14 protein-coding genes and 1 tRNA gene are annotated in these 14,774 nt (G+C 66.2%); 9 read left to right on the top strand and 6 right to left on the bottom strand.

From position 1 onward, the window contains the following. Positions 1–8 precede the first annotated feature (8 nt). Positions 9–767, bottom strand: coding sequence for a hypothetical protein (locus VFT73_RS07960; RefSeq protein ID WP_326409720.1), 759 nt, complete (start codon positions 765–767; stop codon positions 9–11). Positions 768–830: 63 nt separating this feature from the next. On the opposite strand from VFT73_RS07960, the gene lipB reads away from it, so the two are divergent. The 3 genes from lipB (at position 831) to VFT73_RS07945 (ending at position 2,701) form a co-directional block, all read left to right on the top strand. Further along, positions 831–1,493 carry a lipoyl(octanoyl) transferase LipB gene (lipB, locus tag VFT73_RS07955; RefSeq protein WP_414712807.1) on the top strand — a complete coding sequence of 221 codons (663 nt, stop codon included), beginning with the start codon at positions 831–833 and terminating at the stop codon, positions 1,491–1,493. A gap of 90 nt (positions 1,494–1,583) precedes the next feature. Then, a complete protein-coding gene (locus VFT73_RS07950) occupies positions 1,584–1,874 on the top strand; it encodes a hypothetical protein (protein WP_326409718.1) in 291 nt (96 codons plus the stop codon). A 161-nt stretch (positions 1,875–2,035) separates the two neighbouring features. Then, the gene (locus VFT73_RS07945; RefSeq protein WP_326409716.1) at positions 2,036–2,701 is read left to right on the top strand and encodes a hypothetical protein; all 666 of its coding nucleotides are present in this window, start codon (positions 2,036–2,038) and stop codon (positions 2,699–2,701) included. Here the strand turns inward: VFT73_RS07945 and dnaE are convergent. The 5 genes from dnaE to VFT73_RS07920 form a co-directional block, all read right to left on the bottom strand. After that, positions 2,694–6,227, bottom strand: a complete 3,534-nt coding sequence (gene dnaE / locus VFT73_RS07940) for a DNA polymerase III subunit alpha (protein ID WP_326409715.1) — start codon at positions 6,225–6,227, stop codon at positions 2,694–2,696. The two genes, VFT73_RS07945 and dnaE, sit on opposite strands and share 8 nt — an antisense overlap. A gap of 80 nt (positions 6,228–6,307) precedes the next feature. Next, complete coding sequence (locus VFT73_RS07935; RefSeq protein WP_326409713.1) at positions 6,308–8,470, bottom strand: family 1 glycosylhydrolase; 2,163 nt, start codon at positions 8,468–8,470, stop codon at positions 6,308–6,310. An 81-nt stretch (positions 8,471–8,551) separates the two neighbouring features. After that, positions 8,552–9,031, bottom strand: coding sequence for a glutathione peroxidase (locus VFT73_RS07930; RefSeq protein WP_326409711.1), 480 nt, complete (start codon positions 9,029–9,031; stop codon positions 8,552–8,554). Positions 9,032–9,042: 11 nt separating this feature from the next. Further along, positions 9,043–9,717, bottom strand: a complete 675-nt coding sequence (locus tag VFT73_RS07925) for an ABC transporter ATP-binding protein (protein WP_326409710.1) — start codon at positions 9,715–9,717, stop codon at positions 9,043–9,045. Beyond that, complete coding sequence (locus tag VFT73_RS07920; RefSeq protein WP_326409709.1) at positions 9,710–10,960, bottom strand: lipoprotein-releasing ABC transporter permease subunit; 1,251 nt, start codon at positions 10,958–10,960, stop codon at positions 9,710–9,712. Before VFT73_RS07920 ends, VFT73_RS07925 begins: the two co-directional genes overlap by 8 nt. 492 nt (positions 10,961–11,452) lie before the next feature. Between VFT73_RS07920 and VFT73_RS07915 the strand changes: the two genes are divergently transcribed. The 6 genes from VFT73_RS07915 (at position 11,453) to VFT73_RS07890 (ending at position 14,735) form a co-directional block, all read left to right on the top strand. Next, positions 11,453–11,529: transfer RNA gene (locus tag VFT73_RS07915), tRNA-Pro, on the top strand. A 215-nt stretch (positions 11,530–11,744) separates the two neighbouring features. Beyond that, positions 11,745–12,284, top strand: coding sequence for a glycoside hydrolase family 108 protein (locus tag VFT73_RS07910; RefSeq protein ID WP_326409707.1), 540 nt, complete (start codon positions 11,745–11,747; stop codon positions 12,282–12,284). 49 nt (positions 12,285–12,333) lie between these two features. Next, on the top strand, positions 12,334–12,747 hold the full coding sequence (locus VFT73_RS07905) for a holin family protein (RefSeq protein WP_326409706.1): 414 nt from the start codon (positions 12,334–12,336) through the stop codon (positions 12,745–12,747). A 76-nt stretch (positions 12,748–12,823) separates the two neighbouring features. Continuing rightward, positions 12,824–13,468 carry a queuosine precursor transporter gene (locus VFT73_RS07900; RefSeq protein WP_326409705.1) on the top strand — a complete coding sequence of 215 codons (645 nt, stop codon included), beginning with the start codon at positions 12,824–12,826 and terminating at the stop codon, positions 13,466–13,468. Positions 13,469–13,489: 21 nt separating this feature from the next. Next, a complete protein-coding gene (gene argB, locus VFT73_RS07895; RefSeq protein ID WP_326409704.1) occupies positions 13,490–14,380 on the top strand; it encodes an acetylglutamate kinase in 891 nt (296 codons plus the stop codon). 58 nt (positions 14,381–14,438) lie between these two features. Next, complete coding sequence (locus VFT73_RS07890; RefSeq protein ID WP_326409703.1) at positions 14,439–14,735, top strand: YggT family protein; 297 nt, start codon at positions 14,439–14,441, stop codon at positions 14,733–14,735. The last annotated feature ends 39 nt before the right edge of the window (positions 14,736–14,774 follow it).

Genomic DNA, 14,774 nt, shown 5'->3' with positions numbered 1-14,774 from the left:
CCGGCCACCTACCGCGCGACGCCGCGCCGCAGATTCCGATCCTCGCCTAGCTGGCGCCAGGCGGCGACTCCGACCAGCACCAGCAGCAGCGACACGCCGGCCCCGCACACTGCGTCGACGAACGCGCTCAGGAACCGGTCGAGCCCGCTTCCGCCCGCCAGCGCGCCGATCACGCCGACGATCGATCCGATCGCCGCGGTCAGGATGACGCCGGCGACATAGATGATCGCAGCCATCAGGAACAGGCGCCAGCCATTGCCGCGGCTCGCCTCGAAACCGGCGGTCAGCCCGGCGAGGGGGCCGTGCACGCGGCGCGCGACGAACCCCGCCTCGGCAAGAAAGGTCCGCCCGAAGATGTAGAAGGCAGGCACAATGAAGAGCAGGCTGCCGCCCAGCAGCATCAGCCCGATCAGCACGTCCATGATGACGAACATCGCCAGCAGCTTCGCGCCTGCCGCCAGCGCCTCGCCGACGGTCGGGCGGTCCGGCCCAAGCAGCAGGATAAGCATCGCCAGCCGCCCCAGCGCCGCCAGCACCGCGACCAGCAGGATCCACAGGAAATTGGCCTCGGTCCAGGCGGCGATCTCGGCCATCCAGGTCTCGCTCTTGCCACTCGCCACGAACGGACGCAGCGCGTTCAGCAGCAGCGCCGGCAACATGATGAAAAAGCCGGTGATCGTCAGCAGGATCTCCCGCTGGCCGTTCAACAGCGCCATCGCATCGGTCCAGGCGCGGCCGGCATCGAACGGAGTGGGTTTATCCTGCATCGGCCGCGCATATAGCCGCACTTCGGCTTGAAGCGAGAGGTTCAAGTGCCGATAGCGCCAGCGATGATGATCGACGATGTCGAATGGCAGGTCTCGCCGGGCCTGACCGATTATCCGACGGCCGTAGCGGACATGGATGCGCGGGCGGAGGCGATCCGGGCCGGCACCGCGCGCGAGCGCATCTGGCTGCTGGAGCACGCGCCGCTCTATACCGCCGGCACCAGTGCCGATTCCGCCGAGCTGCTCGATCCGCGCTTTCCGGTCCACGCGAGCGGGCGCGGCGGCCGCTACACTTATCACGGGCCCGGCCAGCGGGTCGGCTATGTCCAGCTCGACCTTGGCGCGCGCGGGCGCGACGTGCGGTGCTTCGTCCATGCCCTCGAACAATGGGTGATCGGCGCCCTGGGGCAGCTCGGAGTTGCGGCGCGGGCGATCGACGGGCGCATCGGTATCTGGGTTGACACGCCGGGCGGGGAAGCGAAGATCGGGGCCATCGGCGTGCGGGTGCGGCGCTGGGTCACGTTGCACGGCTTTTCGGTGAACGTCGATCCCGATCTGGATCACTTCACCGGCATAGTTCCTTGTGGTTTGGGCGAATTCCCGGTCGCAAGCCTGGCCTCGATCGGGAACAATGCGTCCCTTGGTGCGCTGGATACCGCGCTCCGCGAGACGCTCCCCGAGTTCCTCGCCGCGCTCGCTCGAGCGTGCGAAAAGAAGAACTCTTGAGGGGTGAAGCTTTTGTGTCTAAGAACGGGGCTGATTTGGCTAACGGAGGGCCACCGAGCCGGCCAAATCGCTAATATAAGGGAGTTTCGAATGCGTGACCTTCTCACGAAAGTTCTGACCGGCTCGATGATCGCCGGAGCTGCTCTGATGGTTTCGGCTTGCGGAAGCAAGGAAGAAGCCAACAACATGGATACGGCGAACGTCACCGAGATGAATGCCACCGACATGAACACCACGACGGACAACATGACTGCCGTCGACGCTGCCAATGGCACCGGCAACATGGCCGGCGACATGAACGACATGAATGCCAGCGGCAACATGATGGGCAACAACATGTCCGACAACATGATGGGCAACAACATGTCGAACGGCAACTAAGTTCGACTGTTTTCTGCTTTGGAAGGGCCGTCCGGGCGACCGGGCGGCCCTTCTTCTTTGGCGACGGAGTGGGCCGCGTTCACGATGACTTGCTGGAACATCGCGGTTTGTATCGCACGAAAATGCCGCTAGTCTGCGGGCCCTCCCGGAGTTTCGTTTCGATGGCTTTACGACTTGCTGGTTTCGCTGCCGCTGTTTTCCTCGCTCTTGCTCCCGCTTCCGCACCGGCCGCGTTTTTCTGGAAAGCGCCGGACCTGCACAGCGAGCCGGTGACCGGCGCCGAGCCCGGCATATTGACCGGCACGCTGCCGGGCGCGACGCCCGTCGAGCTGCGCGCGGCGCTGGTCTGGAACCTGCGCTCGGGCCTCAACGTGGCGGCGCTGCAGTGCCAGTTCGAGCCGACGCTACTCACCCGCAACCAGTATAATGCGATGCTCGACAATCATCGCGACGAGCTGGCGAAGGCGTATCAGGTGCTCAGCCATTACTTCACGCGCACCGACAGGAAGAACGGCCAGACCAAGCTCGACCAGTACGGCACGCGCACCTATTCGAGCTTCTCGACGGTGCTTGCCCAATATACCTTCTGCGAAGCGGCGAGCTCGATCGGACGGGAAGCGATCTTCGCGCCGCGCGGCCAGCTCTATAAGGTCGCCGAAAACCGCATGCGCGAGCTACGCAAGAGCCTCGTGCTCGCCGGCGAACAGCAATTCCGCTTCTGGATTCCGCCGCAGCCTGCGCTGATGCTGCCCCCGCTCGACGATCGCTGCTGGAAGGAAAACAAGCTGCGCGACCGCAAGCGCTGCGACTGGACGGCGGTCAGCTGACCAGGGCCAGCTTCGGCAGCTCCGCGGCCTTCAGCGAAACACCGGCGACGCCCGGCAGGCGCTCGATCCGGGCGGCCAGCTCCGCATCGAGGTGAAAGTCGCGGCCGAGCCGCACGTCCGCCTCGCCGGCCGGCGTTTTCGCCAGCAGCCTGATCTCGCCCCGTCCGCCCCGCGCCGGCTCGACCAGCGTTTTCAGTCCCGCCATCGCGCCGGCGTCGTCCAGCTCCACCTGCAGCACCAGCCGGGTGTTCGCGGTGAGCGCCTCGAACGGCCGGATGCCGCGGATCGTCACGCGCGGCGTTTCCTCGCCCGCGCGCTTGTCGAGTTCGACCGACAACAGGCCGCAGCCGCCGGTCCGCGCCGCTTCCTCCAGATCCTTGGACGCGCCCTCGTCGAAGCAGCTGGCGACGAACTGGCCCGACGCATCGGAGCAGGTCGCGAGCAGATAGCGCCTCCCCTTGGCGGAGGTGCGCCAGCGCACGTCCTCGACCAGCCCCGCCATCGTGCCGGGCACCCGCTCTTCGCCGATATTCGCGCCACACATCGCGCCATAGCTTTTCGCGCCATGCGCGTCGGCGAGATGGCGGTAGCGGTCGATCGGGTGGGCGGAGAAATAAAAGCCGAACGCTTCCTTTTCCTGCGTCATCCGCTCGGCGAGTGTCCAGTGCGCGTTCTGCGGCAGCTTGATCGCGGCGACGCTCGCCTCGCCCATGCCGAACAGTCCGCCCTGTCCGCTCGTCCGTTGCTCCTCCGCGCGCGCGGCGATTGCGAGCATCGTCTCGGCGACCGCGAACACGCCCGCGCGCATCGGCTCCATTGAATCGAATGCCCCCGCGCCGGCCAGGCTCTCCATCTGACGGCGGTTCAGCAGCTTCGGATCGACGCGGTTGGCGAAATCGTCGAGCGACTTGAACGCGCCGCCCTTCGCCCGCTCCTCGACCAGCAGCTCCATCGCCCGCTCGCCGACATTCTTCAGCGCGCCCAGCGCATAGCGCACGGCCAGCCCCTCGCCCGCCGCTTCCACCGAAAATTCCGCCTCCGACGCGTTCACGTCAGGAGCCAGGACCGCCACCTCCATCCGCCGCATGTCGTCGACGAACACGCCGAGCTTGTCGGTCTGCGCCATGTCGTAGCACATCGACGCCGCATAGAATTCGTGCGGGTGATGCGCCTTCAGCCAGGCCGTCTGGTAGGCGAGCAACGCGTACGCTGCGGCGTGCGATTTGTTGAAGCCGTAGCCTGCGAATTTGTCGATCAAGTCGAACAGCTCGTTCGCCTTGTCGGCCGGGATATCGTTCACATTCTGGCAGCCTTCGACGAAGATCGCACGCTGCGCGTCCATCTCCGCCTTGATCTTCTTGCCCATCGCGCGCCGCAGCAGGTCGGCGCCGCCGAGCGAATAGCCGGCGAGCACCTGCGCTGCCTGCATCACCTGCTCCTGATAGACGAAGATGCCGTAGGTCTCGGCCAGGATCCCTTCGAGCAGCGGGTGCGGATAGGCGACCTCGGCACGGCCGTTCTTGCGGTCGCCGAACAGCGGGATGTTGTCCATCGGCCCCGGCCGGTACAGCGAAACGAGAGCGATGATGTCGCCGAAATTGGTCGGCTTCACCGCCGCCAGCGTGCGGCGCATGCCTTCCGATTCCAGCTGGAACACTCCGACCGTGTCGCCGCGCTGGAGAAGCTTGTAGACTTCCTCGTCGTCCCACGAGAGCGCGTCGAGATCGACGGCCAGCCCGCGCTTCGCAAGCATCTGCACCGCCTTCTTCAGGACGGACAGAGTCTTCAGGCCGAGAAAGTCGAATTTCACCAGCCCCGCGCCTTCGACATATTTCATGTCGAACTGGGTGACCGGCATGTCGGAACGCGGATCGCGATAGAGCGGGATCAGCTCGGCCAGCGGCCGGTCGCCGATCACCACGCCGGCGGCATGCGTGGAGCTGTGGCGGGGAAAGCCCTCCAGCTTCATCGCCAGGTCGAACAGCCGCTTCACCTCGCGATCGTTCTTGTATTCGGCAGCAAGCTCCGAAACGCCGTTCAGCGCCCGCTCCAGCGTCCAGGGATCGGTCGGATGGTTGGGCACCAGCTTCGCCAGCCGATCGACCTGGCCATAGCTCATCTGCAATACGCGGCCGGTGTCCTTCAGCACCGCGCGCGCTTTCAGCCGGCCGAAGGTGATGATCTGCGCGACCGTGTCGCGTCCATAGCGCTGCTGGACGTAGCGGATCACCTTGTCGCGATGGGTTTCGCAGAAGTCGATGTCGAAATCCGGCATCGACACGCGTTCCGGGTTCAAGAAGCGCTCGAACAGCAACCCCAGCTTGATCGGATCGAGGTCGGTGATGGTCAACGCCCAGGCGACCACCGATCCCGCGCCCGATCCGCGCCCCGGCCCCACCGGAATGTCGTTCGCCTTCGCCCATTTGATGAAGTCGGCGACGATCAGGAAATAGCCCGGAAACCCCATCTGGATGATGACGTCGAGCTCGAATTCCAGGCGGGCGAAATATTCCTCGTACCCCTGCGAAAGCAGGGGTCCAGAGTCGCTGGAGCCGGCCCCCTCCTGGGCCCCTGCTTCCGCAGGGGCGCGGGTGTATCCGTATCGCTCCAGCCGCGCTTCCAGCCCCGCGCGCGCATCCTCGCGCAGCTTCGCCGCCTCGCCTTCGCGGTCGCCGGCGAGGCTGGGGAGGATCGGCTTGCGCTTAGGCGCCGCCACTGCGCAGCGCTGGGCGACGACCAGCGTGTTGGCGAGCGCTTCGGGCAGATCCTCGAACAGCTTCTGCATTTCCGGCAGCGGCTTCAGCCAGGCATCGGGCGAGCTTTTCCGCCGGTCGTCGCTGTCCAGATAGGCAGAATCGGCGATGCACAGCATCGCATCGTGCGCGGCATGGAAATGCTCGTCGCCGAAGCAGCACGGATTGGTCGCGACCAGCGGCAGGTCGTGCGCATAAGCGAGGTCGATCAGATGCCTTTCAGCGCGAGCCTCGACTTCGTTCATCCGCCGCGACAGCTCTATATAGAGGCGGTTCGGGAACAGCCGCTCCAGCCGGTCGACATAGTCGATCGCCTCGGCCGCCTGCTCCTCGGCGAACAGCCGCGCGAGCGCGCCTTCGGCGCCGGCAGTCAAGCATAGCAGCCCGTCGGTCCTGCCGTCGAGCGCGTCGAACGGCACATGCGGGTCCTGCTCAATCGGCCGGTCGAGGTGCGCCGCGGATACCAGCTCGCACAGGTTGCGGTAACCGGTCTCGTCCTGTGCATAGAGTGCGAGCCAGTCGAGCGAGGGCGGCGCGTCTCCGCGCGGCGGCCGCGCGACCCCCAGCATCGCGCCGATGACCGGCTGCACGCCTTCCTTCATCGCGGCTTCGGAAAAAGCCATCGCCGCATACAGTCCGTTGCGGTCGGTCAGTGCCGCCGCCGGAAAACCGTGCCGCTTGGCGAGCTTGACGATGTCCTTCGGATCGAGCGCGCCTTCCAGCATCGTGTAGGCGGAAAAGATGCGGAGGGGCACGAACGGCGCATGAGGCATGCCCCCTGTATGGGGACCCGGACCGATTCAGGGAAGGAAAAGCCGTGGGTTATCCCCATGATCCCCCTTTCGCGAACGGCTCAGGCGGCTTCAGCCCCACGCCGCGCGCGGTGGCGGGCCAGCGCATCTTCCAGCTTCGGCAAAAGCTGTCCGTGCCTGGAGCCGAGCGGCACAAAGGCGGGGCGCCGTGCGCGCCAGCCGAGTTCGGACGGGCGCGCGGGCCTCACCAGCTTCGCATCCAGGTCGAGCGTGTCGGCGACGCGGCGGCCGAAATCGAACCAGCTGACCGGCTCCTGGTTGGTCAGGTGCCAGATGCCTTTTTCCTCGTCGATCAGCAGGTCGAGGCTGGCATGGACCAGGTCGGGCACAAAGGTCGGCGTCACCACGAACCCTTCGGCCGCCTGCACCGGCCGACCGTGCCTGAGCTCCCGCTCGACCCAGACGGCGAAATTATAGGCGTCGAACGGCGAAAAGAACGCCGCGGTGCGCACCACCAGCGCCTCGGGCAGCGCGGCGAGCACGCGCTCTTCCGCCGCCGCCTTGCTCGCACCATAGACGTTCAGGGGCCTGGGCGCGTCATCCTCGACATAGGCGTCGTTCTTGGCGCCGTCGAACACCAGGTCGGACGAGAAGACCGTGTAACGAAGTCCGCGCTCGGCGCAGGCTTCGGCCATCAGGGCCGCGCCGTCGGCGTTGGCCCGGAAGCAGGCGTCGCGTGCCCCCTCCGCCTCGTCGACCCGCACCCAGCCGGCGGCGTTGATGACCGCCCAAGGCTGGTGAAGGTCGAGCGCTGCCGCAACCGAGCGCGGATCGTCGATCGCGCATGCGCCGCGGTCGGTCAGCACATAGTCGAGCCCACGCAGCGTGCAGGCGCGGGCAAGCGCCTGGCCCAGGGTTCCGCTGGCGCCGGTGATCAGGATCGGCGGTCCGGCACGCTCGTCCATCTCGGGCTGCCTTTCCGTCCAGACATAGGGCGCATGTTCCAGCCGCACGTCGCGCCGCCACCAGCCGCGCCGGCCCAATGCCGGATGGCCATGGAGCCACGCTTGCGCGTCCGCATCGCCGCCGAACGCCTTGAGTACGCGGGTCAGCGCCGTCGGCCGCGGCGCGCCTGCCCGCACATCGAATGCGCCGCCTTCATAGTGGTTGGCCGGGACGGTCAGCAGGCTGCACCAGTCGTAATTGCCCAGCAGCGCCCAGGCCGTCATCGCGCGGATATCGACGCCGTCGGCCGCCAGCCGCTCGCAGGTCGTCCAGCTCTCGACCAGCCAGCGCATCTGTTCCTCGCGCGTGCAGCCAAGATGGCTTTCGGTGACGGCCAGCGGAATGCCGTAGCGCTGCCACGCCTGGCGCAGCACCGACTCGAGGCCGGGCGGCGGCGGGTCCATTACCCGCGCCGCAGTGAAATCGTGGAAGCCGACCGCCGGCTTCACGAGATCGGGATAGCGGTCCAGCCGGTGATCGAGGAAACGGTCGCTGGTGATATAGTGGTTCACGCCGATCACGTCAGGCGGGCAAGGATCGGCAACGATTGCGCGCACGCGGTCCGCCAACCCTGACTTCTCCAGCGCAGGCCAGAGATAATGGCTTTCGTCGATGCGGCCGGTGAGCAGGTCGAAGCCGAGCCAGCGGCGGTGGTTATAATGGTCCGCGACATGGACGAGTTCGGCGGTCGCATAGGTGTCGCCCAGATCGTCCGTCTGGACGAGCCGCGCCGCCGGATTGACCTTCCGGATCGCGCGCATCGCCGCGATCGTCGCCTCGACCTGCGTGACCAGCGCGGTCAGGAACGCGCTCTCGTCCTGCCCGTGCGGATACCAATGGCCGTAGAGCCCGGCGAAGCGCGCCGTCGTCAGCGGCTCGTTGACCGGCGTCCAGTCCTCGACCCAGGGATAGCGCTCGGCCACCGCGGCCGCATAGTCGGCGAACAGCCGCGGCATGTGGGGGTCGACAAGGCTGGTGAAATGCGGGCCGCTGCCGTGATGGAGCAGCCCCACGATCGGAGCGATGCCGAGCCGGCGCAGCTCCGCCAGCCGCGCGTCGCTCCAGCCGAAATCATAATCGCCCGGCCGCTCGGGCCCGGCCCGCTCCCACAGCACCGGATAACGCAGCCGCGTGACGCCCAGATCGGCGAAGAGGTGCAGGTCCTCGATGCGGTCGTCGTGTCCGGTCAGCCGGCTCTGGTCGCAATAGCGGTCCGCGACCCTGTTGACCGTGCATTCGTGACCGCCCCAGAGCTCCATCCGTCCGTCTCGTTTCCGTTGATCCCGCAGTCACAACGCGGAACATCCGGATTCGACGCAACATGATCTAGGATAAGGCGTTCAAAGTAGCCGCTGAATGTCGGGCTCAATTTCGTCCGGCCTGGTGGTCGGGGCGTAGCGATGAACGACTTGCCCAGCCCGGTCGACCAGGAATTTTGTGAAATTCCACTTGATCGACGTGAGCCCCATCAGTCCCGGAGCCGCTTTCTTTAGATGCTCGTACAGCGGGTCGGCCTTGGGTCCATTGACGTCGATCTTGGCGAATACGGGAAAAGTCACGTCGTAATTGAGCGAGCAGAAGGACGCGATCTCCTCTGCATTGCCCGGTTCCTGCTGCCCGAACTGGTTGCACGGAAAGCCGAGCACTTCGAAGCCGCGGTCGCGGTATCGGCGGTAGAGCGCCTCCAGCCCCTCATATTGCGGCGTGAACCCGCATTTGCTGGCGACGTTGACGATCAGCAGCACCTTGCCTTCGTAAGCGCTGAGCGATGCGCTGCCGCCGTCCGCCGCCTTGACGTCGAAATCGGTTACGGTCGCCATCGCCTCGTCTCCTATTCCAGCCGCCCCTCGTGGAGCCGCAGCACCCGGTCCATCCGCAGCGCCAGCCGCTCATTGTGGGTCGCGACCAGCGCCGCCGATCCCTCGCCGCGCACCAGCCGCAGGAATTCGTCGAAGACAATGTCGGCGGTCGCCTCGTCAAGATTGCCGGTGGGCTCGTCGGCCAGCACCAGGGCAGGCCGGTTGGCGAGCGCGCGGGCCACCGCGACGCGCTGCTGCTCGCCGCCCGACAACTGGCTTGGTCGGTGGGTCAGCCGGTGGCCGAGGCCGAGCGCACCGAGCAGCGCCGCGGCCCGCCCCCGCGCCGGTCCAGGCTCCGCATCGCGGATCAGCTGGGGCAGCACGACATTCTCTTCGGCGGTGAAATCGGGCAGCAGATGGTGGAATTGATAGACGAAGCCGATCCGGTCGCGCCGCACCTGCGTGCGCGCATCGCCGCTCAATTGCGACACTTCCTCGCCGCCGATCCGGATCGACCCGCCGAACCCGCCTTCCAGCAGCCCGACCGCCTGCAGCAGCGTCGACTTGCCCGAGCCGCTCGGCCCCAGCAGGGCAACGATCTCGCCCGGCGCGACGGCCAGGTCGACGCCGCGCAACACCTCGATCGTCGCGCCGCCCTGGGTGAAGGATCGCGTCAGGCCGGCCGTCGCCAGCACCGCCTCACTCATAGCGCAGCACCTGAACCGGGTCGGTGCTCGCCGCCTTGAACGCCGGGTACAGCGTCGCGAGGAAGCTCAACACCAGCGCCATCAGCACGATCGCCGTCACCTCGACCGGATCGGTCTTGGCCGGCAGTTCGGTCAGGAAGCGGATCGACGGATCCCACAGATTCTGCCCCGTCACTGCCTGCACGAAATTCACCACCGCCTGACGGTAGAACAGGAACACCGCGCCCAGGATCAGCCCCGCGACGATCCCCAGCGCGCCGATCGTCACGCCGATCGTCACGAACACCTTGATCAGCCCGGCCCTGGTCGCGCCCATCGTCCTCAGGATCGCGATGTCGCGCGTCTTCGCCCGCACCAGCATGATCAGCGACGACAGGATGTTGAACACCGCGACCAGCACGATGATCGAAAGGACGACAAACATCGCCACCCGCTCCACCTGCAGCGCCTCGAACAGCGATGCGTTCATCTGCCGCCAGTCGGTGATCATGCCCTGGCTGCCGACCTTGTTGACCAGCGGGTGCAGGATCTCCGCGACATGATCGGGGTCGGTGGTCTGCACCGTCACCATGCCGACCGCATCGCCCAGCATCAGCAGGGTCTGCGCATCCTGGATCGGCATGATCACGAACGCCTTGTCATAGTCGTAGACGCCGACCTCGAAGATCGCCGCGACGCGGTAGGCGACGATTCGCGGCACCGTGCCGAACACCGTCGTCTGGCCGTCCGGGCTGATCAGGCTGATCGAGTCGCCCACCCGCGCGCCGAGCATGTCGGCGAGCCTCGCCCCGATCGCGACATTGCCGCTGCCCGGCGTCAGTGCCTTCAGGTCGCCGTCGATCACCTTGCCCTTCAGCACCGGATTGTCGCGGATATCCTCGACGCGCATGCCGCGGGCGAGCACGCCCTCGACGCGGCCCTGATACGTCACCATCAGCGGCTGCTCGATCAGCGGCGTCGCGGAGACCACGCCCGGCGTCTTCCGCGCTTCCTCCAGCACGTCGCGCCAGCCCGGCAGCCGGCCGCCATAGCCCTGGATCACGGCGTGACCGTTCAGGCCCACCACTTTCTCGAACAATTCGGCGCGAAAGCCGTTCATCACGCTCATCACGATCACAAGGGCTGCGACGCCCAGCATCACCGCGACCAGGCTGATCGAGGCGACCAGCGCGATGAACGCCTCGCCCTTGCCCGGCAGCAGATAGCGTCTGGCGATCATCCGCTCGTAGCGAGACAAAATCATTTTTGTTGGAACCAATTCGAAAGCGGGACTTGCGTCTAGGCCGCTGCCGAGAGCGCCGCAAGGATGCCGTGTTGCGCCAAAGCCACAGGTTCGCGCAATTTACATGAACGCAGGATAAACGGGCATGACTCTTTCGGAAAGCTGACATAGCGTTCAGCCATTCGAAGCGCAGGCTGTTGAAAATGGCCGTGGTTCGGGGAGAGCAGTCGCTCCGCAGGGCCTCTTGAAGGGGAGCAGGCCCACCGCGTCGAGAGGCCGCTTTCAAGGGGGCTGACGGCAACGTCACGCGGGTGCCCGGGTCGGAAACGGTCCGGGCATTCGCTTGTCCGGCTGATGCGGCCGGCGCCGTATTCCCGCGAAAGCGGGAATCAAACTTCTTATTTCCTCCGGTCCTTCCGCACCGAAGCGGCAGGGAGGAGAGCCTTGCCTTCCGCGGCCTTCCGCCATAAGGCCGCGCCTTCCGTCGGAGCAGCGCTCCGGCGAAGCCAAGGTCGGGGCGTAGCGCAGCCTGGTAGCGCATCACACTGGGGGTGTGGGGGTCGCTGGTTCGAATCCAGTCGCCCCGACCATTTTGCCCTCTCCCAGCGGGAGGGGGCGACTCGGACCAACGGTCCGAGCGGGGTGAGGGCGATGATCCTCGCCCGCGCCTTCGCCTCACCCGCTTTGACTAAGCCGCTGCACGGCTGAGTCTCGCTGCCCTCTCACGTCGGGAGAGAGCAAAAACCGCTGTCCTACACCGAACCCATTTGGTTATTCTCCGAGTCGCAGGACAGGAGCAACACCAATGGACATCGATTCCCTCATCGACGCGCTGATCGACCGCGAGGGCGACTATACCGACCACCCGGCCGATCGCGGCGGTCCGACGCGTTTCGGCATCACCGAAGCCGTCGCGCGGGCGAACGGCTATGAGGGGGCGATGCGCGACCTTCCGCGCGACGCGGCCGCCGGCATCTACCGCCGCCTCTACTGGGCGCGTCCGCACTTCGACGCAGTCGCCGAACGCGCTCCTGCGATCGCTGCCGAGATGTTCGACACCGGCGCCAACATGGGACCGAAAATTGCGGGCTGCTTCCTCCAGCGTGCACTGAACGCGCTGAATCGCGGCGCGCGCGACTATGCCGACATCGCCGTCGACGGCCGCATCGGCGCCGCGACGCTGGCCGCACTCGACGGCTTTCTCCGCCATCGTGGAGCCGTGGGCGAGACGGTGCTGCTGAAGGCGATCGAGGCGCTGCAGGGCGAACGCTATCTGCGCCTCGCCGAGAGCCGCCCTGCCAACGAGGCTTTCCTCTACGGCTGGCTCGCGAACCGGATCGGATAATCCTTCGCTCTACGTAGTGCGACCTTTTGTGACCTTTGGAGACCCCACCATGCCTCTTTTAGAAGCCGTGATTGGCCCGATCGCGGGCCTGATCGACAAGATCATTCCCGACCCGAAGGCGCGGGACGCCGCCAAGCTGGAGCTGCTGAAGCTGCAGGGCAGCCAGGAGCTGGACGCAGTACGGACTCAGCTTTCGGCGATCGTCGCCGAGGCCCAGTCCGACGATCCATGGACCAGCCGCGCCCGCCCGAGCTTTCTCTACGTGATGTACGCGCTGCTGCTCTGGGCGATCCCGATGGGCCTGATCGCTGCCGCAGCACCCGACGTCGCGACTCGCATCGCGTCCGGCATGACCGCCTATCTGAACGGCATCCCCGAACCGCTCTACGCGCTCTTCGGCACCGGCTATCTGGGCTACACCGCCGCCAGGCAGTGGGGAAAGGTGAAGGGTGCGCAGAAGTGAGGAGCATCGGCCCCTCTCCCGCAAGCGAGAGAGGGGCAAAGCTTGACCGCCCCCCCAAACCCGCTAACCGCCCCCCATGCTCGAACCCACCGCGCGGAGCGGCACGATCCCGCCTTCGCTTTTCGCCTTTTCGATCTTCTACGGCGGCATGGTCTGCATCGCGGGCGTGCTCGGCAACAAGCAGGTCGCGCTCGGGCCGCTGGCGGTCGAGGCGGGCATCTTCGCTTTCCTGCTGCTGGTCGTGACGTCCAGCGCGGTAGCCGAGCTGCACGGGCGCGACCGCGCGAATAGGCTGGTGCAGGTCGGCTTCGTGCCGCTGATCGTTTCGCTGCTGCTGTCACGGATCGTGCTCGCCATCCCCGCCTCCCCCGACATGGACCCGGCGCGCCGCGACGCGTTCGAGTTGGTGATGGGATCGACCTGGCGCATCTGGGTCGGCGGTATCGTCGCCTATGGCGTGTCGCAGACGCTGAACGTCACGCTCTTTTCCTGGCTGAAGGGCCGCGAGGGCGCGCATCTCCTCTGGCTCCGCGCCGGGCTCGCCAGCATCCTGAGCCAGATCGTCGATACCTTGCTGTTCGTGACAATCGCATTCCTGGGCGTGTTTCCGATCCGCGAGCTGTTGCTCGGCCAGATGCTCGCCAAGGTCGTGCTGTCCGCGGTGCTGGTGCCGGCGCTGATCTACCTTTTCGTGGGCCTCGGCCGGCGGCTCGACCGTTAGGCCCGGATGCGAGTTCGACCGATGTACGATCCTTCAAACCTGATCGCCCGCGCCGACATATTGATCGAGGCGCTGCCCTATATGCAGCGCTATGCGGGTCAGACATTCGTCGTGAAATATGGCGGCCATGCGATGACCGATCCGGCCGCAGCCCTCAGCTTCGCCGAGGACGTGGTGCTGTTGAAGGCAGTCGGCATCAACCCGGTCGTGGTGCACGGCGGTGGTCCGCAGATCGGATCGATGCTCAGCAAGCTGGGCGTGAAGTCGGAGTTCGTCTCCGGCCTGCGCGTCACCGACGAGCAGACTGCCGATGTCGCCGAAATGGTCCTCAGCGGCGCGATCAACAAGGAAATCGTCGCCAATATCGGCCAGGCGGGCGGCAAGGCGGTCGGCATCTCGGGCAAGGACGGGCGCCTCGTCCAGGCGCGCAAGCTCGACCACCGGGTTTACGATGCCGAACGCGACGAGGAGACGCAGGTCGATCTGGGCTTCGTCGGGGAGCCGGTCGCGGTCGACCGCACGCTGATCGACCATCTGGAGATCGCCGGTATGATTCCGGTGATCGCGCCGATCGCCACCGGCGCTGACGGCGAGACCTACAACATCAACGCCGACACCATGGCCGGCGCGATCGCCGCCGCGCTGGGTGCCGCGCGCCTGTTCCTGCTCACCGACGTTGCCGGCGTGCTCGACAAGCAGGGCGATCTGCTGACGGACCTGACCCCCGCCGACATCACCCGGCTGCGCGCCGACGGCACGATCAGCGGCGGCATGATCCCGAAGCTCGAAACCTGCCTCAATGCGGTCGAGAACGGGGTCGACGCGGCGGTGATTCTCGACGGCCGCGTCCAGCATGCGGTGCTGCTCGAAATCTTCACCCGCGCCGGCGTCGGCACGCTAGTCAGAGTCTGATACTGGCAACACACCTTCGCATCGGCTATCCGGGCGGCAAAACTATTTCGAGGACCCCATGTGCGCTGTCGCCCAGATCATCCAAATCCTTCTGACCGCGATCTGGTGGATCATCATCATCCAGGCGATCATGTCCTGGCTGATCGCGTTCAACGTGATCAACACCTACAATGATTTCGTCCGCTCGGTCTGGGTCGCGCTCGACCGCATGACCGCGCCGCTCTACCGGCCGATCCGCCGGATCATGCCCGATCTGGGCGCGCTCGACCTGTCGCCGCTGGTCGTGCTGCTGGTGCTGACGATCATCGACCGGGTGTTCATGCCGCGGCTGCTCGTCAGCGCGTGCTTGGTGTGAGCGAAGCCGCGATCATCGACGGCGCCGGCTTTGCGGCCG

This window comes from Sphingomonas sp., assembly GCF_035758555.1.
Taxonomy (GTDB): Bacteria; Pseudomonadota; Alphaproteobacteria; order Sphingomonadales; family Sphingomonadaceae; genus Sphingomonas_B.
The sequence above is the reverse complement of the archived record's forward strand: the minus strand, read 5'-3'. Positions and strand labels throughout refer to the sequence as shown.

Coding starts and splice junctions, on each gene's coding strand:
- VFT73_RS07900 (WP_326409705.1), top strand. CDS start 12,824: ATGCTCGAACCCACCGCGCGGAGCGGCACGATCCCGCCTTCGCTTTTC.
- VFT73_RS07920 (WP_326409709.1), bottom strand. CDS start 10,960: ATGATTTTGTCTCGCTACGAGCGGATGATCGCCAGACGCTATCTGCTG.
- dnaE (WP_326409715.1), bottom strand. CDS start 6,227: ATGCCTCATGCGCCGTTCGTGCCCCTCCGCATCTTTTCCGCCTACACG.
- VFT73_RS07960 (WP_326409720.1), bottom strand. CDS start 767: ATGCAGGATAAACCCACTCCGTTCGATGCCGGCCGCGCCTGGACCGAT.
- VFT73_RS07950 (WP_326409718.1), top strand. CDS start 1,584: ATGCGTGACCTTCTCACGAAAGTTCTGACCGGCTCGATGATCGCCGGA.
- lipB (WP_414712807.1), top strand. CDS start 831: ATGATGATCGACGATGTCGAATGGCAGGTCTCGCCGGGCCTGACCGAT.
- VFT73_RS07935 (WP_326409713.1), bottom strand. CDS start 8,470: ATGGAGCTCTGGGGCGGTCACGAATGCACGGTCAACAGGGTCGCGGAC.
- VFT73_RS07910 (WP_326409707.1), top strand. CDS start 11,745: ATGGACATCGATTCCCTCATCGACGCGCTGATCGACCGCGAGGGCGAC.
- VFT73_RS07945 (WP_326409716.1), top strand. CDS start 2,036: ATGGCTTTACGACTTGCTGGTTTCGCTGCCGCTGTTTTCCTCGCTCTT.
- argB (WP_326409704.1), top strand. CDS start 13,490: ATGTACGATCCTTCAAACCTGATCGCCCGCGCCGACATATTGATCGAG.
- VFT73_RS07890 (WP_326409703.1), top strand. CDS start 14,439: ATGTGCGCTGTCGCCCAGATCATCCAAATCCTTCTGACCGCGATCTGG.
- VFT73_RS07905 (WP_326409706.1), top strand. CDS start 12,334: ATGCCTCTTTTAGAAGCCGTGATTGGCCCGATCGCGGGCCTGATCGAC.
- VFT73_RS07930 (WP_326409711.1), bottom strand. CDS start 9,031: ATGGCGACCGTAACCGATTTCGACGTCAAGGCGGCGGACGGCGGCAGC.
- VFT73_RS07925 (WP_326409710.1), bottom strand. CDS start 9,717: ATGAGTGAGGCGGTGCTGGCGACGGCCGGCCTGACGCGATCCTTCACC.